Raw genomic sequence first — 18,662 nt, forward strand, 5'->3', positions numbered from 1 at the left:
AAACGATGCTTCGTTTCCGAGCGCGACCACTCTCTAATCCGCCTGAACGGGTTGCGAAGGTGGTTTCAATGTCGGGTTCTCAGTGTCGAATATGAGCAATCGCGGAACGGAACTTCGTCTCGCCACGCGAGGGTCCGACCTCGCAATCCGACAGTCTGGGGAGGTAAAGGCGGCACTGGAAGACCGCCGGTTCTCGGTCGAACTGGTCGAAGTGGAGACGACGGGTGATCAACTGGACGACGCACTCATAACGGAACTCGGGAAAACGGGCGCGTTCGTCCGTAATCTGGACCAAGAGGTGCTTGACGAGGAGGTGGACGGCGCGATTCACTCCATGAAGGACATGCCGACCGACCACCCGGACGAACTGGTCGTCGCGGCCGTCCCCGAGCGTGCGAGCGCGAACGACGTGCTCGTGACGCCGGACGGAAAGCCCATCGACGCGCTCCCGGATGGTGCCGTCGTCGGCACGTCCAGCCTTCGACGGAAGGCCCAACTGCTGAACTTCCGCCCCGACCTCACCGTCAAACCGCTCCGCGGCAACGTCGATACGCGAATCGAGAAACTGCTTGCCCCGGTCCTTCAGGCCGAACACGAGGAGCGAACCGAGGAGGAAAAGGAGCGAAAGGGCCACGTCGGGAAGAAAGACAGCTACGAGTTCCCGTACGACAAGACCATCGACGAGTGGTTCAACGACCTCTCGGAGGTCGAGCGTCGCGCGCTCGAACGCGACATCGAAACCGAATACGACGGCATCGTCCTCGCCGAAGCGGGCCTCCAACGGAGCGGCCTCGCCCATCACGTCGAGTACGACCGACTGCCGCCCAAGCAGTTCGTCCCCGCGCCGGGACAGGGCGCGCTGGCGGTCATGACGTTGGACGGCGAACTCGCACAGGACCTGCACACGGTTCTCGACCACCCGCGAACGCGGGTCGAAACGACCGTCGAGCGGACGATTCTCCGCGAACTGAACGGCGGCTGTATCGCCCCCATCGGCGTTCACAGCATCATTCAGGGCGAAAACGTCCACGTCGAGGCGCAGGTGTTCAGTCAGGACGGCTCCGAGGTCATCTCGATAAAGCGCGACGTGCCGGTCGAAACGCACGTCACCGGCGCGAAGAAGGTGGCAGAAGAGCTCGCGGACCGCGGTGCCCGCGACCTCATCGCGGCGGCGCGCGAGGGGAGCGAATGAAGGTCGCCGTCTTCCGCCCGGACGACGAACGCCTCGACGAGGCGGTGGACCTGCTCGAATCGCTCGGTGCCGACCCCGTTCCCGACCCGATGCTCGCGGTCCGCCCGACCGATAACGCCCCGCAACACGCGGAGTACGTCGTCCTGACGAGCAAGACCGGCGTCGAACTCGCCCACGAGGCCGGGTGGAGTCCGGACGGTGCGACCGTCTGTGCCATCGGCGAGCGCACCGCCGCGACGCTCCGCGAGTACGGCTACGACGTGGATATCGTCCCCGATGAGTTCTCTTCGCGGGGATTGGTCGCAACCCTCGCCGACCGCGTGGACGGCAAATCGGTCGAGGTCGCACGGAGCGACCACGGGAGCGAGGTGCTGACCGACGGTCTCGCGGACGCCGGTGCGGACGTTCACGAAACGGTGCTGTACGAACTCGTCCGTCCCGGGGGGTCGGGTCGCTCGGCGGAACTCGCCGCGGACGGCGACCTCGACGCCGCGCTGTTCACGTCCTCGCTCACCGTGTACCACTTCCTCGACGCCGCCGAGGAACGCGGAATCCGAGCGGAGGCCGTGGACGGTCTCGAAGACGCGACCGTCGGTGCCATCGGCGACCCGACGCACGATACCGCCAGCGAACTGGACATCCGCGTCGATGTCGTCCCGGAAACGGCCTCCTTCGACCGGTTGGCGCGCGAAGCGGTCGAACGCATTACCGACGGTGGCGACGAGGCTGAAGTTTAAACCGGAAGCCGTGACAAGGACCTATCTATGAGCGGCCCAGTTCCGGAATTGAGCGCGCGTGCGGCGGCCTGTGCGGACCGATTACGCGACGCGGACGACGTACTGCTCGCCTCGCACATCGACGCCGACGGGTTGACGAGCGCGGCCATCGCATCATCCGCCCTCGAACGCGCGGGACTTCCGTTCGAAACGGTGTTCTGCAAACAGCTCGACGCCGAGGCGCTCGCGGCAATCGCGGCGACCGACCACGAGACCGTCCTCTTCACCGACTTCGGCAGCGGGCAACTCGACATCATCGCGGAACACGAGTCGGCGGGCGACTTCGAACCCGTCATCGCGGACCACCACCAACCGGCGGACGCGGACACGGAGTTCCATCTCAATCCGCTCCTGTTCGGTCTCGACGGCTCGTCCGAACTCTCGGGTGCTGGCGCAAGCTACGTCCTCGCCCGTGCCCTCGAACCCGACGCGGGAGACAACCGCGACCTCGCGGCGCTCGCCGTCGTCGGCGCTGTCGGCGACATGCAGATTTCGGACGGCGAACTCGTCGGCGCGAACACGGGTATCGTGGAGGAGGGAATCGACGCGGGCGTCGTCGAAACCGGCACCGACCTCGCGCTGTACGGCAAGCAGACGCGTCCGCTACCGAAACTGCTGGAGTACGCGACGGACGTGTACATCCCCGGCATCTCGAACGACCAGAACGGCGTCCTCAGGTTCCTCGATGGCGTCGGCATCGACCTCAAGGAGGACGGCGACTGGCGGCGCTGGGTCGATTTGACGGCCGACGAACGCCAGACCGTCGCCAGCGCGCTCGTCCAGCGCGCGATGCGGAAGGGCGTCTCGGCGAGCAAAATCGAGGGACTGGTCGGCACCACCTACACGCTCGCCGCGGAACCGGAGGGGACCGAACTCCGCGACGTGAGCGAGTTTTCCACTTTGCTCAACGCGACGGCGCGCTACGACCGGGCGGACGTCGGCCTCGCGGTCTGTCTCGGCGACCGCGAGGCCGCCTTGGAGCAGGCGCGGACGCTGCTGAAAAACCACCGACGAAACCTCTCGGAGGCCATCAGTTGGGTCCAATCGGAGGGCGTCACGAAGGAGGAACACGTCCAGTGGTTCCACGCGGAAGACCGGGTGCGCGAAACCATCGTCGGCATCGTGGCGGGCATGGCCGTCGGCGCGAACGGCATCGACCGGAACGTCCCGATTCTCGCCTTTGCCGAGAAGAACGACGAGGAGGTCAAAGTCTCCGCGCGCGGGACACCCGCCCTCACCCGGAAGGGTTTGGACCTCTCGGTCGTGATGAAAACGGCCTCTCAAGCCGTCGGCGGTGACGGCGGCGGCCACAACGTCGCGGCGGGTGCGACGGTTCCGAAAGGGAAAGAGGAGGCGTTCGTCGAACACGCTGACGAACTGGTCGGCGAGCAACTCGGGTAGGTTTTCGAACGCGATATCGGTGTTCAGTATTTCGCCGCCAGTTCCTCGAACCGTTCGAGGTCGTGGCCGTGAAGCACGTCCGCGTCATGGACACGTTCGAGTTCCTTCAGGGTGTACAGGCTGTCTCGCCACGCGCGTTCGCTCCAGAGGAGGCCGGGACCGAGCGGCACCTCGTCGGCGTAGTTCGCATCGACGTAGGCTTCGTCGCCCGCGATGAGGAGCGTCCCGTCGTCCGTCTCGATTCGCGCGCCGAGCACGCCGGGCGTGTGTCCCGACAGGTGGTGGAGTTCGAACCCGTCGGCAATCGTGTGCGTGTTGCGGTGGACGATTTCCCAGTTCAAATCGCGGTCGAAATCCGATGCGAGGTAGGCTATCGACCCGTCGTCCGTCTTCGCGGAGTAGTAGGCGAACTTCAGTTCCTCCTCGTGCACGTAGATGGGGACGTCGCGGCCCTCGAACGCCCCGAGTTGTCCGGCGTGGTCGAGGTGGAGGTGACTCATCACGACGGCGTCGATGTCGTCGAGTTCGTATCCGGAATCCGCGAGGTCCCCTTCGAGCGGGTGCTCCTCGGCGTCGTAGGCTTCGAACGCGCCGTACAGCGGGTCGGGCCAGTACTCCGCGGCGTCCGTCGGGCACCCGGTGTCCCAGAGGAACGTTCCGGCATCCGTCTCGACGACGGCGTTCCAGACCACGAAGTCGATGCGTTCGTGGTCGGGGTTCGGGTTCTCTGCGCTCGCCATAGAATAGCCGTCGATGACGTAGGCGGTGTCGGCGCGAACGCGGCCGCGGTCGATGAGCGTGACTTCCGGCATACCATGACCGTTGTTCCGTATGACATAATCTCTCTCGGTTTGGAGACTGTGACACTCGAATCGCCCGCATTTTTACTTCCTCCTCCCCACGTTCCAGTCATGGCCGAATTCGATGCCGAGAAGTTCGAGGACAAGTACGTCCATTACTTCAACGAACTTCAGCGCGGGTACAAGAACGCCTTCAACTACATGAACGAGCGGTACGATTCCAAACTCATCCACGCCATCGATCAGGAGGTGCTGAACGAGAGCGAGCCGTTCTACGAGGGGGACGGCGAGTTCCGCATCGAACTCCCCGAGAACCCGACCGACCGCGTGCGGAGCGTCGTCGTCGAGGCCGAGAAACTCGAAGAGACGCTTTCGGTGTACGTCGAGCGGTTGGAGTACGAACTGGCACGTGTGTTCGGATTCGACCCGACCGACCCGGACGAAAACTGACGACGCTTGCGGTTTTCTACCTCGTTGAAATCGCCGAAAAGTCACGACTCATCGGCGATTCGTGCCGGATTTCGACCGTGAGACAGTGGAAAGGCCTAAGGATGCTGGCACCATACTCCGACACATGAGTACCGAGACTCAGGAAGACGGAGACGACCTCGAAGAACGGGTCAGCAACTTCCTGCGCCGTAACTTCCCGCAGATTCAGATGCACGGCGGGAGTGCTGCAATCCAGCAGATCGACCGCGAAACCGGTGAAGTCACCATCATGCTGGGCGGTGCGTGCAGTGGTTGTGGCATCTCCCCGATGACGATTCAGGCCATCAAGAGCCGCATGGTGAAAGAGATTCCCGAAATCAACAAAGTCATCGCGGAAACCGGTATGGGCGGCGATGGCGGAATGGGCGGCGGTATGAGTCCGTCCTTCCCCGGCGAGTCGAGCGGGGACGACGAGGACGACGAAGGTCCGCAGGCTCCCTTCTAGTCCCGATATTTTTACCTTTCGGCCGATTCCAGGCGCTGAATCACGATATTTATCCCACCGGACGGTGTAGCAGGCGACAGTATGACGAACGACGACGCCGCGGCGCAAAACGTCGTATTCGTTGTGATGGACACGGTGCGTAAGGACCACCTCTCCGTCTACGGATACGACCGCCCGACGACGCCGGGCCTCGAACGGTTCGCGGAGGAAGCGACCGTCTTCGAGCAAGCGGTTTCTCCCGCTCCTTGGACCTTACCGGTGCATGCCTCCCTGTTCACTGGAATGTATCCCAGCGAACACGGCGCGAGCCAAGAAAATCCCTATCTTGAGGGGGCGACGACGCTCGCACAGACCCTCTCCGCCGCCGGATACGACACGGCGTGTTACTCCTCTAACGCGTGGATTACGCCGTACACGCACCTGACGGACGGCTTCGACGACCAAGACAACTTCTTCGAAGTGATGCCGGGGGACTTCCTCTCGGGCCCGATGGCGAAGGCGTGGAAGACGATGAACGACAACGAGTCGCTTCGGAAGGTCGCCGACAAACTCGTCAGCCTCGGCAACGTGGCTCACGAGTATCTCGCCAGCGGCGACGGTGCGGACTCGAAGACGCCGCAGGTCATCGACCAGACCATCGAGTTCATCGACGACTCGGACGGCCCGTACTTTTCGTTCATCAACCTGATGGACGCCCACCTGCCGTACCATCCGCCCAAGGAGTACCGTGAGGAGTTCGCGCCTAACGTCGATTCGACGAAGGTGTGCCAGAACTCGAAGGAGTACAACTGCGGCGCGCGCGACATCAGCGACAAGGAATGGGGTGCGATTCAGGGCCTCTACGACGCCGAAATCCGCCACATCGACGACCAACTCCAGCGTCTCTTCTCGTGGCTCAAGGAGAACGACGAGTGGGACGACACGATGGTCGTCGTCTGTGCGGACCACGGCGAACTGCACGGCGAACACGACCTGTATGGCCACGAATTCTGCATCTACGACCCGCTCGTCAACGTCCCGCTGATGGTCAAGCATCCCGAGATGGACCCCGGCGTGAGCGACGAACAGGTCGAACTCATCGACCTGTACCACACCGTCCTCGACCACACGGGCGTCTCCGGGTCGAACTCGACCCGACCGCTCGACGAGGCGCGGTCGCTTCTCAACGCGGACTACCGCTCGTTCGCCGAGGACGTGCCGGGCGACGGCGAGTGTGCGTTCGTGGAGTACTACCGTCCGGTGGTCGAACTGAAACAGCTGGAGGAGAAGGCGAAGCGCGCGAACATCACGCTGGACGAAAACTCGCGCTTCTACTCGCGGATGCGGGCCGCGCGGCGGCCGGACGCCAAATACATCCGCAACGAGCGCATCGAGGACGAGTTCTACAAACTGGACGACGACCCCGGCGAGTTGAACGACGTAACGGGCGAGGGAACCGAGGAAGAGGTCGAACTCGAAGCCGCCCTCTCCGCGTTCGAGGAGACGGTCGGCGGCGAGTGGAAGGAGGTCTCCGACGACGACGTGCTCGGCGACATGAGCGACGACGCCAAGGACCGACTCCAAGACCTCGGTTACATCGACTAACGTGACGGACGAGTCGGCTCCGGACGGCGGGAAGGCGCTGTCCGCAGGACTGTCGGAGCGATTGGGGACCGGCAAGCTACTGCTGGGGTTCGTCGTCGCGGTCGTCCTCATCTACCTGCTCGTCGTCGCCTCCGGGTGGCGGCGGGTACTCGACACCTTGGAGGGCGCGGACTACACGTGGGTCTGGGTGGCGTGCCTTTCGACGTTTCTCGGCCTCGCCGCGTGGGGAAAGGCGTGGCAGATCGTCCTCGCGGTGCTCGACATCCAAGTCGAGTTTCGACGCCTCGTCGTCACCTACCTCGCGGCGACGTTCGCCAACTACGTCACCCCGTTAGGGCAGGCTGGCGGCGAACCGTTCATCGCCTACATCCTCTCGCGGGACACGGAGGCGAGTTACGAGGATAGCCTCGCCAGCGTCGTGACGGCGGACCTGCTCAACCTCCTGCCGTTCTTCAACTTCGCGGCGCTCGGCCTGAGCTACCTGCTCATCCGCGCGTCGCTCCCCGACAACGCGAAGACGCTCGCGCAGGGACTCGTGGTGCTGGCGTTCGGCGTTCCGGCGATTGCGTACGTCGGATGGCGGTATCGACAGCGCGTCGAGGACCTCGTGATTCGACTCGCGGCACCGATTGCGACTCGCACGTCTCGCATCACTGTCGAGGGGATTCGAAAACGCATCGACCGCTTCTACAATTCCCTCGAACGAATCGCAAACGAGCCGCGCGAACTGCTGTTCGCGCTCGTCTTCTCGTACACCGGCTGGATTTTCTTCGCCCTGCCGCTGTACTTCGCGGGGCGGGCGCTCGGCCTGCCGCTCCCGCTGGTGCTCGTGCTCTTCATCGTTCCGGCGAGCACGTTGGCCGGACTGACGCCGACGCCGGGCGGACTTGCGGGCGTCGAGGCGGCGCTGACCGTCCTCATCGTCGCGCTCGTTCCGGCGATTCCGTGGAGTTCGGGCGTGGCCGCCGCCATCGTCTATCGCGTGGCGAGTTATTGGTTCGTCCTCCTCATCGGCGGCATCGCGTCGCTGTTCGTCATCATGCGCTCATAAGACCCACCGCACTCCCTACGTTCCGCACCTCTCGCGTTCTGCACTCCCACGTTCTGCACCTCTTACGTTCTGTACCTCTCGCGTTCTGCACCCCCACGTTCTGTCCTCTCTACGGTCCGTTCTCCTGCTCCCACGCTTTTACGAGTCCGGCGAGCGTTCGGTTGACGGGCGTGTCGATATCCCGCTTTTCCCCGCGTGCGACGACGTAGCCGTTTATCGCGTCGATTTCGGTTCGGCGGCCCGCCTCGACGTCTTGGCGCATCGAGGAGGTGTTCGCGGCGGTCGCCTCGGCGACCGTCCGCACCGCCGCCACCGCGTCCTCGTCGGGTAGTTTGACGCCCTCCGCTCGGGCGACGGCGGCCGTTTCACGGGCTGCCGTCGCGGCGATTTCCTCTGCGTCGCCGGAGCGAAGCGCACCGTTTTCCACCCGTGCGAGGGCCGTCGTCGGGTTGATGCCCGCGTTCACGGCGAGCTTTTCCCACAGCCGTCGGGGCATGTCGTCCGCGATGGTCGTCTCGATTCCTGCCGCGGAGAACGCGGTCCCGATGCGGTCGGCCGGGTCGGACTGCCCGCCGTCGCGTGCCCCGAGGACGACCTCGCCGATTCCGGTACATTCGACGCGGCCCGGTTCGGTCAGGACCGCACCGTAAGTCGCGGTTCCGGCGAGAACGGGGCAGTCGAGGTGCGCCGCAAGCAGGTCCTCGTTTCCCATCCCGTTCTGGAGCGACAGCACGGCGTCGAACTCGCCCGTCGCCAACTCGCGCGCGGCGGTTTCGGTGTGAAACGCTTTGACGGTCACGATGGCGCAATCGGCGCGGCGGTCGGTTCCGTCGGTGGTCGCGTCCGCCCCCACGAGGAAGTCGAATTCGCCCGCGACGGAGAGCCCGGATTCGCGGACGGCGGTCGCGTGCGGGTCGCGGGCGACGAGCGTCACCGCGTGTTCGCGGGCGAGCAGGCCGCCGACCAGCGTTCCGAGGCTTCCCGCACCGAACACGACGAAGTTCATACTCGACCGAGGAAGCGGTGGGTGAAAAAGTAGGGCGTCTGCCGGTGTCGTCTCAGTCTTCCGTCCAGTAGTAGAGGTCCTCTTTCGGCGCGCCGCAGTTGGGACAGGTGTTCGGCAGGTTGTCGTCCAAGTCGCCCATCTCGCCGCAGTCCGAACAGCGCCACATCAGTTCCGCTTCACCGAAATCGTGGCCAGCGCGTGCGTGACCGATGGAGAGTGCTTCGTAGCCCTCTCGTATCGTGACGTAGAACCCGTCCTCGTCGAACCCACGGATGGTACCGAGTTTGTTTCCGTCCTCGTCGTGAACCGGCTGTCCGAGTTCGACTTCTTCCACGTCGATATCCTCGTCCGGCGTCTCTCCTGAATCACTCACCATGGTTGACTCTTCTCCGTTCTTCGCCTTAAATCCGACCGCCGTCTCGGGTTTCGTCGGCGTCTCGTTCCCCTCGATATCGGGGTCGGGAAGCGATAATAAACCGTCCCTGAATGTGCAACCACGGAACTCACGCCGAAATCGGTCGAATCAACGGTCGAACCGAGAATACTCATGTCGCGCGATGTGACCGATACGATTTACGGGCAGGTGACGACGAACCACGAGACGATAACGAAGTGGGTGGAGAAACACGACGGCAGTCCGGCAACGGCCGAGACGTGCGACCACAGCGTCGGGTATCTTCGAATCAAATTCTCGGACACGGACGGCGACGAGCTATCGACCATCAGTTGGCGCGAATGGTTGCGGGAGTTCGAGGCCGAAGAACTCGCCTTCGTGTATCGAGACCGGGAGGACCGAGACGGGGCGAGCGGCTTCTACGAGCTGGTGGACCGGACGACCGCGGCGGAACACGCATAATCTACCGTCCCCGACGGGCTTTTGACCACCCGACCAAAATTCCCCGGCATGCAAGCAGTTACCCTCGGACCGGCGGGCACGTACTCACACCGGGCCGCGAGCGCGGTCGCGGAGGACGTCGAGTTTCTGGAGTCCGTCACCGGCATCGTCGAGGCGGTCGCCGACGGCGACTATCCCCGCGGCGTCGTCCCCATCGAGAACAGCATCGAAGGGAGCGTTACGGGAACGCTAGACGCCCTCGCCGACAACGACGTCGCGGTCGTCCGCGAACTCGTGACGCCGATTCGCCACGCCCTGATGGCACAGAGCGCGGAGTTCGATACGGTCGCCAGCCACGCGCAGGCGCTCGCCCAGTGTCGGTCCTACCTCGAAACCGAGTACCCCGACGCGAAGCGGGAGGCGGTGACGAGCACCGCCCGCGGCGTCGAACACGCCCGCGCCGACTCGTCCGTCGCCGCCATCGCTCACCCCGACAACGCCGAGGAGTTGGAGGTTCTGGCGGAAGACATCCAGGAACGAACGTCGAACGCGACCCGTTTCTTCGTCGTCGCGCCCGCGGACGAGCGCTCACGCGCGGGAGGAAAATCCTCGCTGGTCGTCTATCCCGGCGCGAACTATCCGGGTCTGTTGCTCTCGCTCCTCGAACCGTTCGCAGAGCGCGCAATCAACCTCACTCGCGTCGAGTCGCGCCCGAGCGGCGAACGACTGGGCGACTACGTGTTCCACCTCGATTTCGAGGCGGGGCTGTACGAGGAGCGCGCGGAGGAAGCCCTCGCGGAGGTCGAACCCCTCGCCGAAAACGGGTGGGTGCGTCGCCTCGGCTCGTACGATACCCAACACGTCCTCGACGGCTAACGGCCGTCTGTCGGTCGCTGTGTGTCGTTGGTGACGGTCGCTGTGACATTGTGGTGGCGCTCGCTGTGGTCGCTGATGTCGGTCGGCGTGAATTTTTAAGCCGTCGCGCGTCGAACGTCCGACGAGGCGATACAATGGCCGGACGCAGAAATCCTTTCGACGAAATCGAAGAGTTGTTCGAACGAATGGGCCGCCAGTTCGAGACCATGGGTGACCAGTTCGGTTCCAAGGGGATAGGCTGGCAACCCGGCGGCATGTCCCTCGACGTGGCGGACCACGACGAGAAGTTCGTCGTGACCGCCGACCTGCCGGGCTTCGAGAAGGACGACATCGACATCTCGCTTCGGGGCGACCGCCTCCGAATCGTGGCCGAGAGCGGGGCCGAAACCGAGGAAGGCGACGAGGATTACCTCCGACGCGAGCGACGCCAGCAGTCGGTGAGTCGAACGCTGACGCTCCCCGAAGCGGTGGACGAATCGAGCGTCTCGGCGGAGTACCGAAACGGCGTGCTGACCGTGACGCTTCCGAAGGCGAGCGGCGGCGACGAGTCCCACGACATCGAAGTCAACTGATTCCGGGACCACAAACGGCTTGTCAATTCGGCCGCAATCGCCGTATATGACGCTCGATGCAGGCGACGACGCACCCGAGGTAACCGCGAAGAACCAGCACGGCGAGACGGTTTCCCCGTCCTTCGAGGAACCGACGGTCGTGTACTTCTATCCGCGCGACGACACGCCGGGATGCACTGTCGAAGCGAAGCAGTTCAACGCGGAACTGGAGACGTATCACGACGCGGGCGTGACCGTGTACGGCGTCTCCACTGACGACGTGGAGAGCCACGAGGCGTTCGCCGAGAAGTTCGACCTCGACTTCGACCTGTTGGCCGACTCCGACGGCGAGGACATCGCGGACGCGTTCGGCGTCGAAGTCGAAAACGGCTTCACCCCGCGAACGACGTTCGTCGTCGCGGACGGCGAAGTGCAGGCGTTCTACCCCGGCGTGGACCCCGACGGCCACGCTCGGGACGTCCTGCAGGAGATGCTCGACGACGAACTCGCCGTCTTGAAATAAGCGTCGCTGATTTTTCCTCGACCGATTCAGATATCTCGAACGATTTCTCGAACCGTCTCGTCCGCGACGGCCCGCCACCCGTCGGGCCACTCGCCACCTCGCTTCGGCGGTTCGAGTCCGAACGTCACGGGAGAAAACGAGACGTGCTCGAACGAATCGGCCGTGACGGTCCCGACGAACTCCGCGATTTCGCGCTTCGAGGAGACGCCGCCCGACGACAGGTCGTAGTACCCCGTGAACACCTGTACGACCGAAATTCGGTCGTACCTGTCCAAATCGCCCGAATCGACGTAGTAGAACAGTTTCGCCGTGTTGTTCACGGAGTCGGCCCTGCGCCACTCCAGTTCGACGGCGACGAAGCGGTCGTCGGTTCGTCCGACGACATCGACGGGCGTTCGCCGGATTCGATGTTCGGTCTCCCAGTCGAACCGCGGCAGTCGCTCGGCGAGGGTATCGCGGACGTAATCGCGTACGGTCTCGGCGAACTCGCCCACGAGCTGGCCGACGGAGCGGGTCCCTAAAAACGTTGCAGTCGATAGACGGGTCTCTCAGTCGATGTGTATCGCGGGGCGACCCGGGCGGGCCTTCGACGCCACGTCGCTGTCGGCCTCGTCGGCCGTCAGCAGACGAACGTCGGCGCCGAACTCGCGCTGGAACAGCCAGTTCGCCCGTCGAAGCGCGACCTGCTCTCGCTCCGGCGAGAGCGTTTCCGGGAGCGACTGTCGCTCCTGTTGGAGTTCCTGTCCGTACTTCGCGGCGTCGTCGCCCTGCTTTCGTATCTCGTCTTCCTGCATGAGTTCGCCGATGATGTTGTCGGCGTCGGACTCGCGGGCCAAATCGAGCGCCCGGAACTGCCACGGCGCGGCGACGACGATATCGATGCGCTCGGGGTCGTCGATGTCCGCGACGCTGATGATGTGCCGGACGTCCTCTTGCGTGTTCTCGACCAACTGTCGGGCGAGTTCGAGTTCGGCGGGGTCCGACTCCGGTTCGGGCCACTCGGCCTCGACGACGAAGCCCTCGCCGCCGAGTTCGCTCCACAGTTCCTCGCAGATGTGCGGGGTGACGGGTGCCAGCAGTTTGACGACGGTTCGCAGGCCGCGTTCGAGCGTCGGGCCGTGCGGCGACGTCTCCTCGCGGTAGCGTGCGAGCAGCGAGGTCAGTTCTTGCGTCTCGCGGAGCGCGCCGTTGAACGTCAGCGATTCGAACTCGTCGTTTGCGATGGCGACGGTGGCGTCGATTTCGCGCTCGACGTATTCGGCGATTTCGTCGCGGTCGCCGTCGAACGTCGATTCGGCGAACGATTCGACCGCCCCGGCGAGGCGCTGGAGGAACTCGTAGCTCGACTTGACGCCCTCTTCGGTCCAGTCGAAGTCCTTCTCCGGTTGTGCGGCCTGCATCGTGAACAGGCGCGCCGTGTCCGCACCGTACTCCTCGACGATGCGCTGCGGCGAGACGACGTTGCCCTTACTCTTCGACATCTTGTCGCCGTCGAGCAGGACCATCCCCTGCGTGACGAGGTTCGTGAACGGTTCGCGGTGGTCGAGCATGTCCATGTCCGAGATGACCTTCGTCACGAACCGCGAGTACAGCAGGTGCATGACGGCGTGTTCGATGCCGCCGACGTACCGGTCCACGGGCATCCAGTCGTCCGCCTGTTCGGTGTCGAACGGGGCGTCGTCGAGGTGCGGCGAGACGTACCGCAGGAAGTACCACGACGAGTCCATGAACGTGTCCATCGTGTCCGTCTCGCGGCGCGCGTCGGCACCGCATTCGGGACAGTTCACGTGCTTCCACTCGTCGGCCGCGTCCAGCGGGTTACCGGTCGTCCGAACGAACTCCGGGAGTTCGACCGGCAGGTCCTCGTCCGGGACGCTGACGGGGCCACATTCCTCGCAGTGGATGATGGGTATCGGCGTTCCCCAGTAACGCTGGCGCGAGATTCCCCAGTCGCGGAGGCGATACTGCACGTCGTGGGCGGCACTCTCGATGGCGCCCTCCAACCGCTCGCGGGCCTCGTCGCTGTCGAGGCCGTCGTAGTCGCCGCTGTTGACGAGCACGCCGTCCTCCGTGTAGGCCGCCTCGCTCACGTCCGGCACGTCGTCCTCGCTCGGCGCGACGACGGGAACGATGTCCACGTCCATCGACGTTGCAAAGGCGTGGTCGCGGGAGTCGTGACCCGGGACGCCCATCAGCGCGCCCGTTCCCACGTCGGAGAGCACGAAGTCGGCGACGAACACCGGAATCTCCTCGCCCGTCGCGGGGTTCGTCGCGGTCAGGTCGGTGGGGACGCCTTGCGGTTCGTCGCCCTCCGGGTCGGCGACCTCCTCCACGAAGTGTGCGATATCGTCGTCTTCCGCGGCCAGTTCCTCGGCGATGGGGTGGCCGGGTGCGAGCGCGAAGAACGTGACGCCGAAGATGGTGTCGAGTCGGGTGGTGAACACCTCGACGGGGCCGTAGTCCCGCGACTCGCCCTGCTTGCCGCTCGACGTTTCCGAGGCAGCTGCCTCGCTCACCTCGAATTCGACAGTCGCCCCGTGCTGACGACCGATCCAGTTTCGCTGCATCTGGCGGACGTTGGACGGCCAGCCGTCGAGGTCGTCCAAGTCGTCGAGGAGTTCGTCGGCGTACTCGGTGATCTTCAGGAACCACTGGTCGAGTTCGCGCTGTTCGACCGGGGTGTCACAGCGCCAGCAGAGTTCCGCGTCGCCCTCGACCTGCTCGTCGGCGAGCACCGTCTCGCACGACGGACACCAGTTGATTTCGGCGGCCTCGCGCTCGACGAGACCCTCCTCGCGGAACCGGGTGAACAGCCACTGGTTCCACCGATAGTAGTCGGGTTGGCAGGTCGTGATTTCGCGCTCCCAGTCGTATCCGAAGCCCATCCCTTCCATCTGCTCGCGCATCGTGTCGATACACGAGAGCGTCCAGTCGCGCGGGTTCGTGTCGCGTTCGATGGCCGCGTTCTCGGCGGGGAGACCGAACGAGTCCCAGCCCATCGGATGGAGGACGTTCTCGCCGTCCATGCGCTTGTATCGGGCGTAGGCGTCCGTTATCGTGTAGTTACGGACGTGGCCCATGTGGAGTTGGCCGGAGGTGTAGGGGAACATCCCGAGGACGTACGTCGGGTCGGTCGCCTCATCCGGGATGTGGAAGACGTCGGCGTCGTCCCACGCCTCCTGCCAGCGATGCTCGATTTCCGTGTGGTCGAACTGTCGTCGTGTTTGCATGCGAGAATCCGGGTTGTTCACTATTTGTTCCGTTCGGCTTCTATACGTTGTCATCTGTGAGCGCCGTTCGACCCCCGCTCCGTCCGTTCACAATTATCTGTCAGGTAGACACTTCTTTTACCGTCGCACGTCTTCGCTAGGACATGAGCGACTACGAGCCACGGGAAATTGAGTCGAAGTGGCAGTCTCGATGGGCGGAAGATGGTCGGTATGAGGTTGATCCATCCCAGTCTGAGGCCACCTTCGTCACGGTACCGTATCCGTATCCGAGCGGGGGAATGCACATCGGCCACGCGCGAACCTACACCGTCCCGGACGTGTGGGCGCGCTACCGCCGCCTGCAGGGCGACAACGTGTTGTTCCCCATCGCGTGGCACGTCACCGGGACGCCCATCGTCGGCGCGGTGGAGCGCTTGAAAAAGCGGGAACCCGAACAGATGTCCGTTTTACAGGACACCTACAACGTCTCGGACGAGGACCTGTCCGAGATGGAGACGCCGATGGGGTTCGCCCGCCACTTCATCGAGGACAGTTACAAGAAGAACATGCAGTCGTTGGGGCTCTCCATCGACTGGCGGCGCGAGTTCACGACGAACGACGAGCGCTACTCGAAGTTCATCACGTGGCAGTACGAGACGTTGAAGGAGCGCGGTCTGTTGGAGAAGGGCCTGCACCCCGTCAAATACTGTACGAACGAGGGGAATCCCGTCACGACCCACGACCTGCTGGAGGGCGAGGAAGCCGAGTTCCAGGAGTACACGCTGGTCAAATTCGGATGGGACGACGAGGCGCAGCGCGCCTCGGAATCCGCGAGTAGCGCGGAACGGCGTTCCGCGAACCGTTCGAGCGGAGAGCGAAGCGAACCGCGAGCGATCACCGTTCCGATGGCGACCCTGCGCCCGGAGACGGTCCACGGCGTGACGAACGCCTACATCGACCCGGACGCGGAGTACGTCGAGGCTGCTGTCGATGGCGAGACGTGGCTCGTCTCGGAATCCGCGGCGGAGAAACTGGAACTGCAGGCACACGACGTCGAAATCCGGGACCACTTTAGCGGCGAGCGACTCGTCGGCGAGCACGTCACGAACCCCGTCACGGGCGACGACGTGCTGGTCCTGCCCGCGAGCTTCGTGGACGCGGACAACGCGACGGGCGTCGTCATGTCCGTCCCGGCGCACAGCCCCGACGACTGGGTGGCTTTGCAGGAGGCCAAGAGCGCGGCGCGACGGGCCGCGGAACAGTCGAGCGGGCAGAGCCCGCGAGACGCCGCCGACGCCCGAATGGAAGCGTACGGAATCGACCCCGAGGAAGTCGCGGCAATCGAACCGAAGGCCATCATCGACGTGGAAGGCTACGGCGAGTTTCCGGCGGAGGACGCCGTAGTGGAACACGGCATCGAGGACTCCTCGGACCCCGCGCTGGAGGACGCCACCCAAGAGGTGTACAACCGGGAGTTCCACAGCGGGAAACTGCGCGGGATGTACGACGACTACGCGGGCGAAATCGTGGAGGACGTCCGCGACGACCTGAAGGCCGAGTTTCAGGAACAGGGGTCGTTCGACACGATGCACGAGTTCAGCGAGGAGGTCGTCTGTCGCTGCGGCGGGGCCGTCGAAGTCGCCGAACAGGACACGTGGTTTCTGCGGTACAACGACGAGGCGTGGAAGGCGAAGGCCCACGAGGTCGTCGCCGAACTGGACGCGATTCCCGAGAACACCCGCGAGCAGTACGACCACACCATCGACTGGTTGAACGAGTGGCCCTGCATCCGCAACTACGGACTGGGAACGCGCCTGCCGTGGGACGACGAGTTCGTCATCGAACCCCTGTCGGACTCGACCATCTACATGTCCTACTACACCATCGCCCACCGAATCTCGGACGTTCCGGTGGAGGAACTGGACAAGGAGTTCTTCGACACGTTGTTTTATGGAAGCGAGGCGGTTGACGACCCCAACGAAACCGCCCTCGCCCTGCGCGAGGAGTGGGATTACTGGTACCCCGTCGATTACCGCTGTTCCGCGAACGATTTGGTCAGCAACCACCTGACGTTCTTCCTGTTCCACCACGCCGAGCTGTTCGACCCGGCGAACTGGCCGCAGGGAATCACGGTGATGGGCATGGGTCTGCTGGAGGGCGAGAAGATGTCCTCCTCGAAGGGCCACGTCGTTTTGCCCGAGAACGCCATCGAGAAGTACGGTGCCGACACCGTGCGATTCTTCCTGATGAACAGCGCGGAACCGTGGCAGGATTACGACTGGCGGAGCGAGCAGGTCGAGAGCACGGGGAACCAACTGCGGCGGTTCTGGAACCGCGCGAACGAGATTATCTCGGCCCCCGAGGGCGAACGCGACCTGCAACGCATCGACCGCTGGTTGCTGTCGAAACTGCAGGGAACCGTCCGCGAGGTCACCGACGCGATGGACCGGTTCGAGACGCGAACCGCCAGTCAGGACGCCTTCTACGGCTTCGAGGAGCACCTGAAGTGGTACCGAAAGCGCACCGACACCGACCGGTCGGGCGCGCGCTGGACGCTCCGGACCGTGCTGAACGCCCGCCTGCGCCTGCTGGCTCCGTTCATCCCGTTCATGGCGACGGAACTGCACGAGCGCCTGACGGGGAACCCCATCGCGGAGGCCGAATGGCCCGACGTGGATTCGGACTTCGAGAGCACCGTCACCGAAATCGAGGAGTCGCTGGTCGAAGGATTGACCGACGACGTGCGCGACATCGTGAACGTGACCGACACCGACCCCGAGACGATTCGGGTGTACGTCGCCGCCGACTGGAAGCGACACGTGCTCGCCGCTGTCGTCGATACCGGCCCGAACGTCGGTGCGGTGATGGGCGAGGTCATGCAGGACGAGGAGTTGCGCGAGAAGGGAGACGAGGTGAACCAACTCGTCCAGAAACTCGTCGAGGACGTGCGCGAACGTCCCGACGAACAGGTCGCGGTGCTGGCCGACCTGAACGAGGTCGAAGTGTACGAGGACGCGCGGGACTTCTTCGAACGCGAGTTCGAGGCCGACGTCGAGGTGTACCGCGAAGGTGCGGACGTGCCCGACCCCGAGGACAAGGCGCGACACGCCGCCCCGCTCCGCCCGGCTATCCATCTGGAAGGCTGACGGCGTTCGTCCGTCTCCGTCCCACCAGTCGGAGGGCTACACAAGATTCATTGCGTAGCGATTTTCATCGTGAGGGTATGTCGTCCGACAGACCGTTTTTCACCGCTCCCGAGGAGGAACTCGATACGAATCAAATACTGTACGAAGCGCTCCCCCTCGCCAAACTCGTCGTGGCCGTCGGTGTGGTCGCGTTCATCCCGATACTCCTGCGAACCACCCTGTTCGAAATCCTCGGGTTGGCTTCCCTCTTCGAACTCCTGTTCACGTTCCTGACACAGCTCGTCCTCGCCGTCGGGTCCGGTATCATCCTGCTGTATATCATCGTCCGGGCCAACCAACTCGCCGACGAATAGCTCACGACCCAACTACCCCACCGCCCGTCCGATTCTCCTGTCACGTCTCTATCGTCCGCGTCACCCATCCCGTCGGCCCATCGTGTCGAATCTGGCACCGAACGAGCAAATCGGTTGTGTTGTGCGAACGCTTATCATTCAGGCCGTTGCCGGTTTCCACATGAGTCAGGGGGACTCGGGGGACCACCCCGTCACGAAAGTTCTGCGAACCGTCACGCCGCCTTCCCGCGGCCACTCGGACAACGAGATGAACACTATCGGCGTCGCGGTGTTTCTGGGCCTGCTCGTCCTGTTGGTTCCGCTTCTGCCGTTTTTGATAATCGCGTGGGTCATCTCGAAACTGACCGACGAACTCGCCGGACGGGCACCCATCGGGGAGGAGTAGCGACCGGGGACGAACGAGTCCTACACGGACCCGAACGGTG

Annotated in this window: 19 protein-coding genes; 14 read left to right on the top strand and 5 right to left on the bottom strand. The window is 64.1% G+C overall.

The genetic code is table 11. From position 1 onward, the window contains the following. Positions 1–91: 91 nt before the first annotated feature. Genes hemC through B208_RS0111665 form a run of 3 tightly spaced genes read left to right on the top strand, consistent with a single transcriptional unit; the run spans position 92 to position 3,369 of the window. Positions 92–1,192 (top strand): hydroxymethylbilane synthase, encoded by a 1,101-nt coding sequence (hemC, locus tag B208_RS0111655; RefSeq protein ID WP_007982240.1) that lies wholly within the window; start codon positions 92–94, stop codon positions 1,190–1,192. Further along, a complete protein-coding gene (locus B208_RS0111660) occupies positions 1,189–1,929 on the top strand; it encodes a uroporphyrinogen-III synthase (protein WP_007982242.1) in 741 nt (246 codons plus the stop codon). Before hemC ends, B208_RS0111660 begins: the two co-directional genes overlap by 4 nt. Positions 1,930–1,956: 27 nt before the next feature. Further along, a complete protein-coding gene (locus tag B208_RS0111665) occupies positions 1,957–3,369 on the top strand; it encodes a single-stranded-DNA-specific exonuclease RecJ (RefSeq protein WP_007982244.1) in 1,413 nt (470 codons plus the stop codon). A gap of 23 nt (positions 3,370–3,392) precedes the next feature. On the opposite strand, the gene B208_RS0111670 is transcribed toward B208_RS0111665, so the two are convergent. Beyond that, positions 3,393–4,181, bottom strand: a complete 789-nt coding sequence (locus B208_RS0111670; protein ID WP_007982245.1) for an N-acyl homoserine lactonase family protein — start codon at positions 4,179–4,181, stop codon at positions 3,393–3,395. Between the two features lie 99 nt (positions 4,182–4,280). Between B208_RS0111670 and B208_RS0111675 the strand changes: the two genes are divergently transcribed. The 4 genes from B208_RS0111675 (at position 4,281) to B208_RS0111690 (ending at position 7,738) form a co-directional block, all read left to right on the top strand. Continuing rightward, positions 4,281–4,619 (top strand): DUF5783 family protein, encoded by a 339-nt coding sequence (locus B208_RS0111675; RefSeq protein ID WP_007982246.1) that lies wholly within the window; start codon positions 4,281–4,283, stop codon positions 4,617–4,619. Between the two features lie 124 nt (positions 4,620–4,743). After that, on the top strand, positions 4,744–5,103 hold the full coding sequence (locus B208_RS0111680; protein WP_007982247.1) for a NifU family protein: 360 nt from the start codon (positions 4,744–4,746) through the stop codon (positions 5,101–5,103). Positions 5,104–5,184: 81 nt separating this feature from the next. Next, positions 5,185–6,687, top strand: a complete 1,503-nt coding sequence (locus B208_RS0111685) for a sulfatase (protein WP_007982248.1) — start codon at positions 5,185–5,187, stop codon at positions 6,685–6,687. Position 6,688: 1 nt separating this feature from the next. Next, positions 6,689–7,738 carry a lysylphosphatidylglycerol synthase transmembrane domain-containing protein gene (locus B208_RS0111690; protein ID WP_007982249.1) on the top strand — a complete coding sequence of 350 codons (1,050 nt, stop codon included), beginning with the start codon at positions 6,689–6,691 and terminating at the stop codon, positions 7,736–7,738. A gap of 109 nt (positions 7,739–7,847) precedes the next feature. Here the strand turns inward: B208_RS0111690 and B208_RS0111695 are convergent, their stop codons facing one another. Further along, entirely contained in the window at positions 7,848–8,744 is an 897-nt protein-coding gene (locus B208_RS0111695) for a ketopantoate reductase family protein (RefSeq protein WP_007982251.1), read from the bottom strand. 52 nt (positions 8,745–8,796) lie between these two features. After that, entirely contained in the window at positions 8,797–9,120 is a 324-nt protein-coding gene (locus tag B208_RS0111700) for a DUF7130 family rubredoxin-like protein (RefSeq protein WP_007982253.1), read from the bottom strand. Between the two features lie 183 nt (positions 9,121–9,303). Between B208_RS0111700 and B208_RS0111705 the strand changes: the two genes are divergently transcribed. The 4 genes from B208_RS0111705 to B208_RS0111720 all read left to right on the top strand — a co-directional run bounded on the left by B208_RS0111705 (position 9,304) and on the right by B208_RS0111720 (position 11,529). Next, positions 9,304–9,600 (top strand): hypothetical protein, encoded by a 297-nt coding sequence (locus tag B208_RS0111705; protein WP_232423782.1) that lies wholly within the window; start codon positions 9,304–9,306, stop codon positions 9,598–9,600. Between the two features lie 48 nt (positions 9,601–9,648). Next, on the top strand, positions 9,649–10,455 hold the full coding sequence (pheA, locus tag B208_RS0111710) for a prephenate dehydratase (RefSeq protein WP_007982257.1): 807 nt from the start codon (positions 9,649–9,651) through the stop codon (positions 10,453–10,455). 134 nt (positions 10,456–10,589) lie between these two features. Further along, positions 10,590–11,027, top strand: a complete 438-nt coding sequence (locus B208_RS0111715; protein ID WP_007982259.1) for an Hsp20/alpha crystallin family protein — start codon at positions 10,590–10,592, stop codon at positions 11,025–11,027. 46 nt (positions 11,028–11,073) lie between these two features. Next, positions 11,074–11,529, top strand: coding sequence for a peroxiredoxin (locus tag B208_RS0111720; protein WP_018128886.1), 456 nt, complete (start codon positions 11,074–11,076; stop codon positions 11,527–11,529). Positions 11,530–11,555: 26 nt separating this feature from the next. On the opposite strand, the gene B208_RS0111725 is transcribed toward B208_RS0111720, so the two are convergent. Beyond that, entirely contained in the window at positions 11,556–12,023 is a 468-nt protein-coding gene (locus B208_RS0111725) for a hypothetical protein (protein ID WP_007982261.1), read from the bottom strand. A 54-nt stretch (positions 12,024–12,077) separates the two neighbouring features. Next, positions 12,078–14,759, bottom strand: a complete 2,682-nt coding sequence (gene leuS / locus B208_RS0111730; RefSeq protein WP_007982262.1) for a leucine--tRNA ligase — start codon at positions 14,757–14,759, stop codon at positions 12,078–12,080. A gap of 143 nt (positions 14,760–14,902) precedes the next feature. Between leuS (B208_RS0111730) and leuS (B208_RS0111735) the strand changes: the two genes are divergently transcribed. The 3 genes from leuS (B208_RS0111735) to B208_RS0111745 all read left to right on the top strand — a co-directional run bounded on the left by leuS (B208_RS0111735) (position 14,903) and on the right by B208_RS0111745 (position 18,622). Continuing rightward, entirely contained in the window at positions 14,903–17,884 is a 2,982-nt protein-coding gene (gene leuS / locus B208_RS0111735) for a leucine--tRNA ligase (protein WP_026177821.1), read from the top strand. A gap of 77 nt (positions 17,885–17,961) precedes the next feature. After that, positions 17,962–18,237 (top strand): hypothetical protein, encoded by a 276-nt coding sequence (locus B208_RS0111740; RefSeq protein WP_007982264.1) that lies wholly within the window; start codon positions 17,962–17,964, stop codon positions 18,235–18,237. 160 nt (positions 18,238–18,397) lie between these two features. Continuing rightward, positions 18,398–18,622: a DUF7535 family protein gene (locus B208_RS0111745; RefSeq protein WP_026177822.1), complete on the top strand. Its 225-nt coding sequence runs from the start codon at positions 18,398–18,400 to the stop codon at positions 18,620–18,622. Positions 18,623–18,662 lie beyond the last annotated feature (40 nt).

It is taken from the genome of Haladaptatus paucihalophilus DX253 (assembly GCF_000376445.1).
GTDB lineage: Archaea > Halobacteriota > Halobacteria > Halobacteriales > Haladaptataceae > Haladaptatus > Haladaptatus paucihalophilus.

Coding starts and splice junctions, on each gene's coding strand:
- B208_RS0111720 (WP_018128886.1), top strand. CDS start 11,074: ATGACGCTCGATGCAGGCGACGACGCACCCGAGGTAACCGCGAAGAAC.
- B208_RS0111675 (WP_007982246.1), top strand. CDS start 4,281: ATGGCCGAATTCGATGCCGAGAAGTTCGAGGACAAGTACGTCCATTAC.
- leuS (WP_007982262.1), bottom strand. CDS start 14,759: ATGCAAACACGACGACAGTTCGACCACACGGAAATCGAGCATCGCTGG.
- B208_RS0111700 (WP_007982253.1), bottom strand. CDS start 9,120: ATGGTGAGTGATTCAGGAGAGACGCCGGACGAGGATATCGACGTGGAA.
- B208_RS0111685 (WP_007982248.1), top strand. CDS start 5,185: ATGACGAACGACGACGCCGCGGCGCAAAACGTCGTATTCGTTGTGATG.
- B208_RS0111695 (WP_007982251.1), bottom strand. CDS start 8,744: ATGAACTTCGTCGTGTTCGGTGCGGGAAGCCTCGGAACGCTGGTCGGC.
- B208_RS0111670 (WP_007982245.1), bottom strand. CDS start 4,181: ATGCCGGAAGTCACGCTCATCGACCGCGGCCGCGTTCGCGCCGACACC.
- pheA (WP_007982257.1), top strand. CDS start 9,649: ATGCAAGCAGTTACCCTCGGACCGGCGGGCACGTACTCACACCGGGCC.
- B208_RS0111715 (WP_007982259.1), top strand. CDS start 10,590: ATGGCCGGACGCAGAAATCCTTTCGACGAAATCGAAGAGTTGTTCGAA.
- B208_RS0111740 (WP_007982264.1), top strand. CDS start 17,962: ATGTCGTCCGACAGACCGTTTTTCACCGCTCCCGAGGAGGAACTCGAT.
- B208_RS0111680 (WP_007982247.1), top strand. CDS start 4,744: ATGAGTACCGAGACTCAGGAAGACGGAGACGACCTCGAAGAACGGGTC.
- hemC (WP_007982240.1), top strand. CDS start 92: ATGAGCAATCGCGGAACGGAACTTCGTCTCGCCACGCGAGGGTCCGAC.
- B208_RS0111745 (WP_026177822.1), top strand. CDS start 18,398: ATGAGTCAGGGGGACTCGGGGGACCACCCCGTCACGAAAGTTCTGCGA.
- B208_RS0111665 (WP_007982244.1), top strand. CDS start 1,957: ATGAGCGGCCCAGTTCCGGAATTGAGCGCGCGTGCGGCGGCCTGTGCG.
- leuS (WP_026177821.1), top strand. CDS start 14,903: ATGAGCGACTACGAGCCACGGGAAATTGAGTCGAAGTGGCAGTCTCGA.
- B208_RS0111660 (WP_007982242.1), top strand. CDS start 1,189: ATGAAGGTCGCCGTCTTCCGCCCGGACGACGAACGCCTCGACGAGGCG.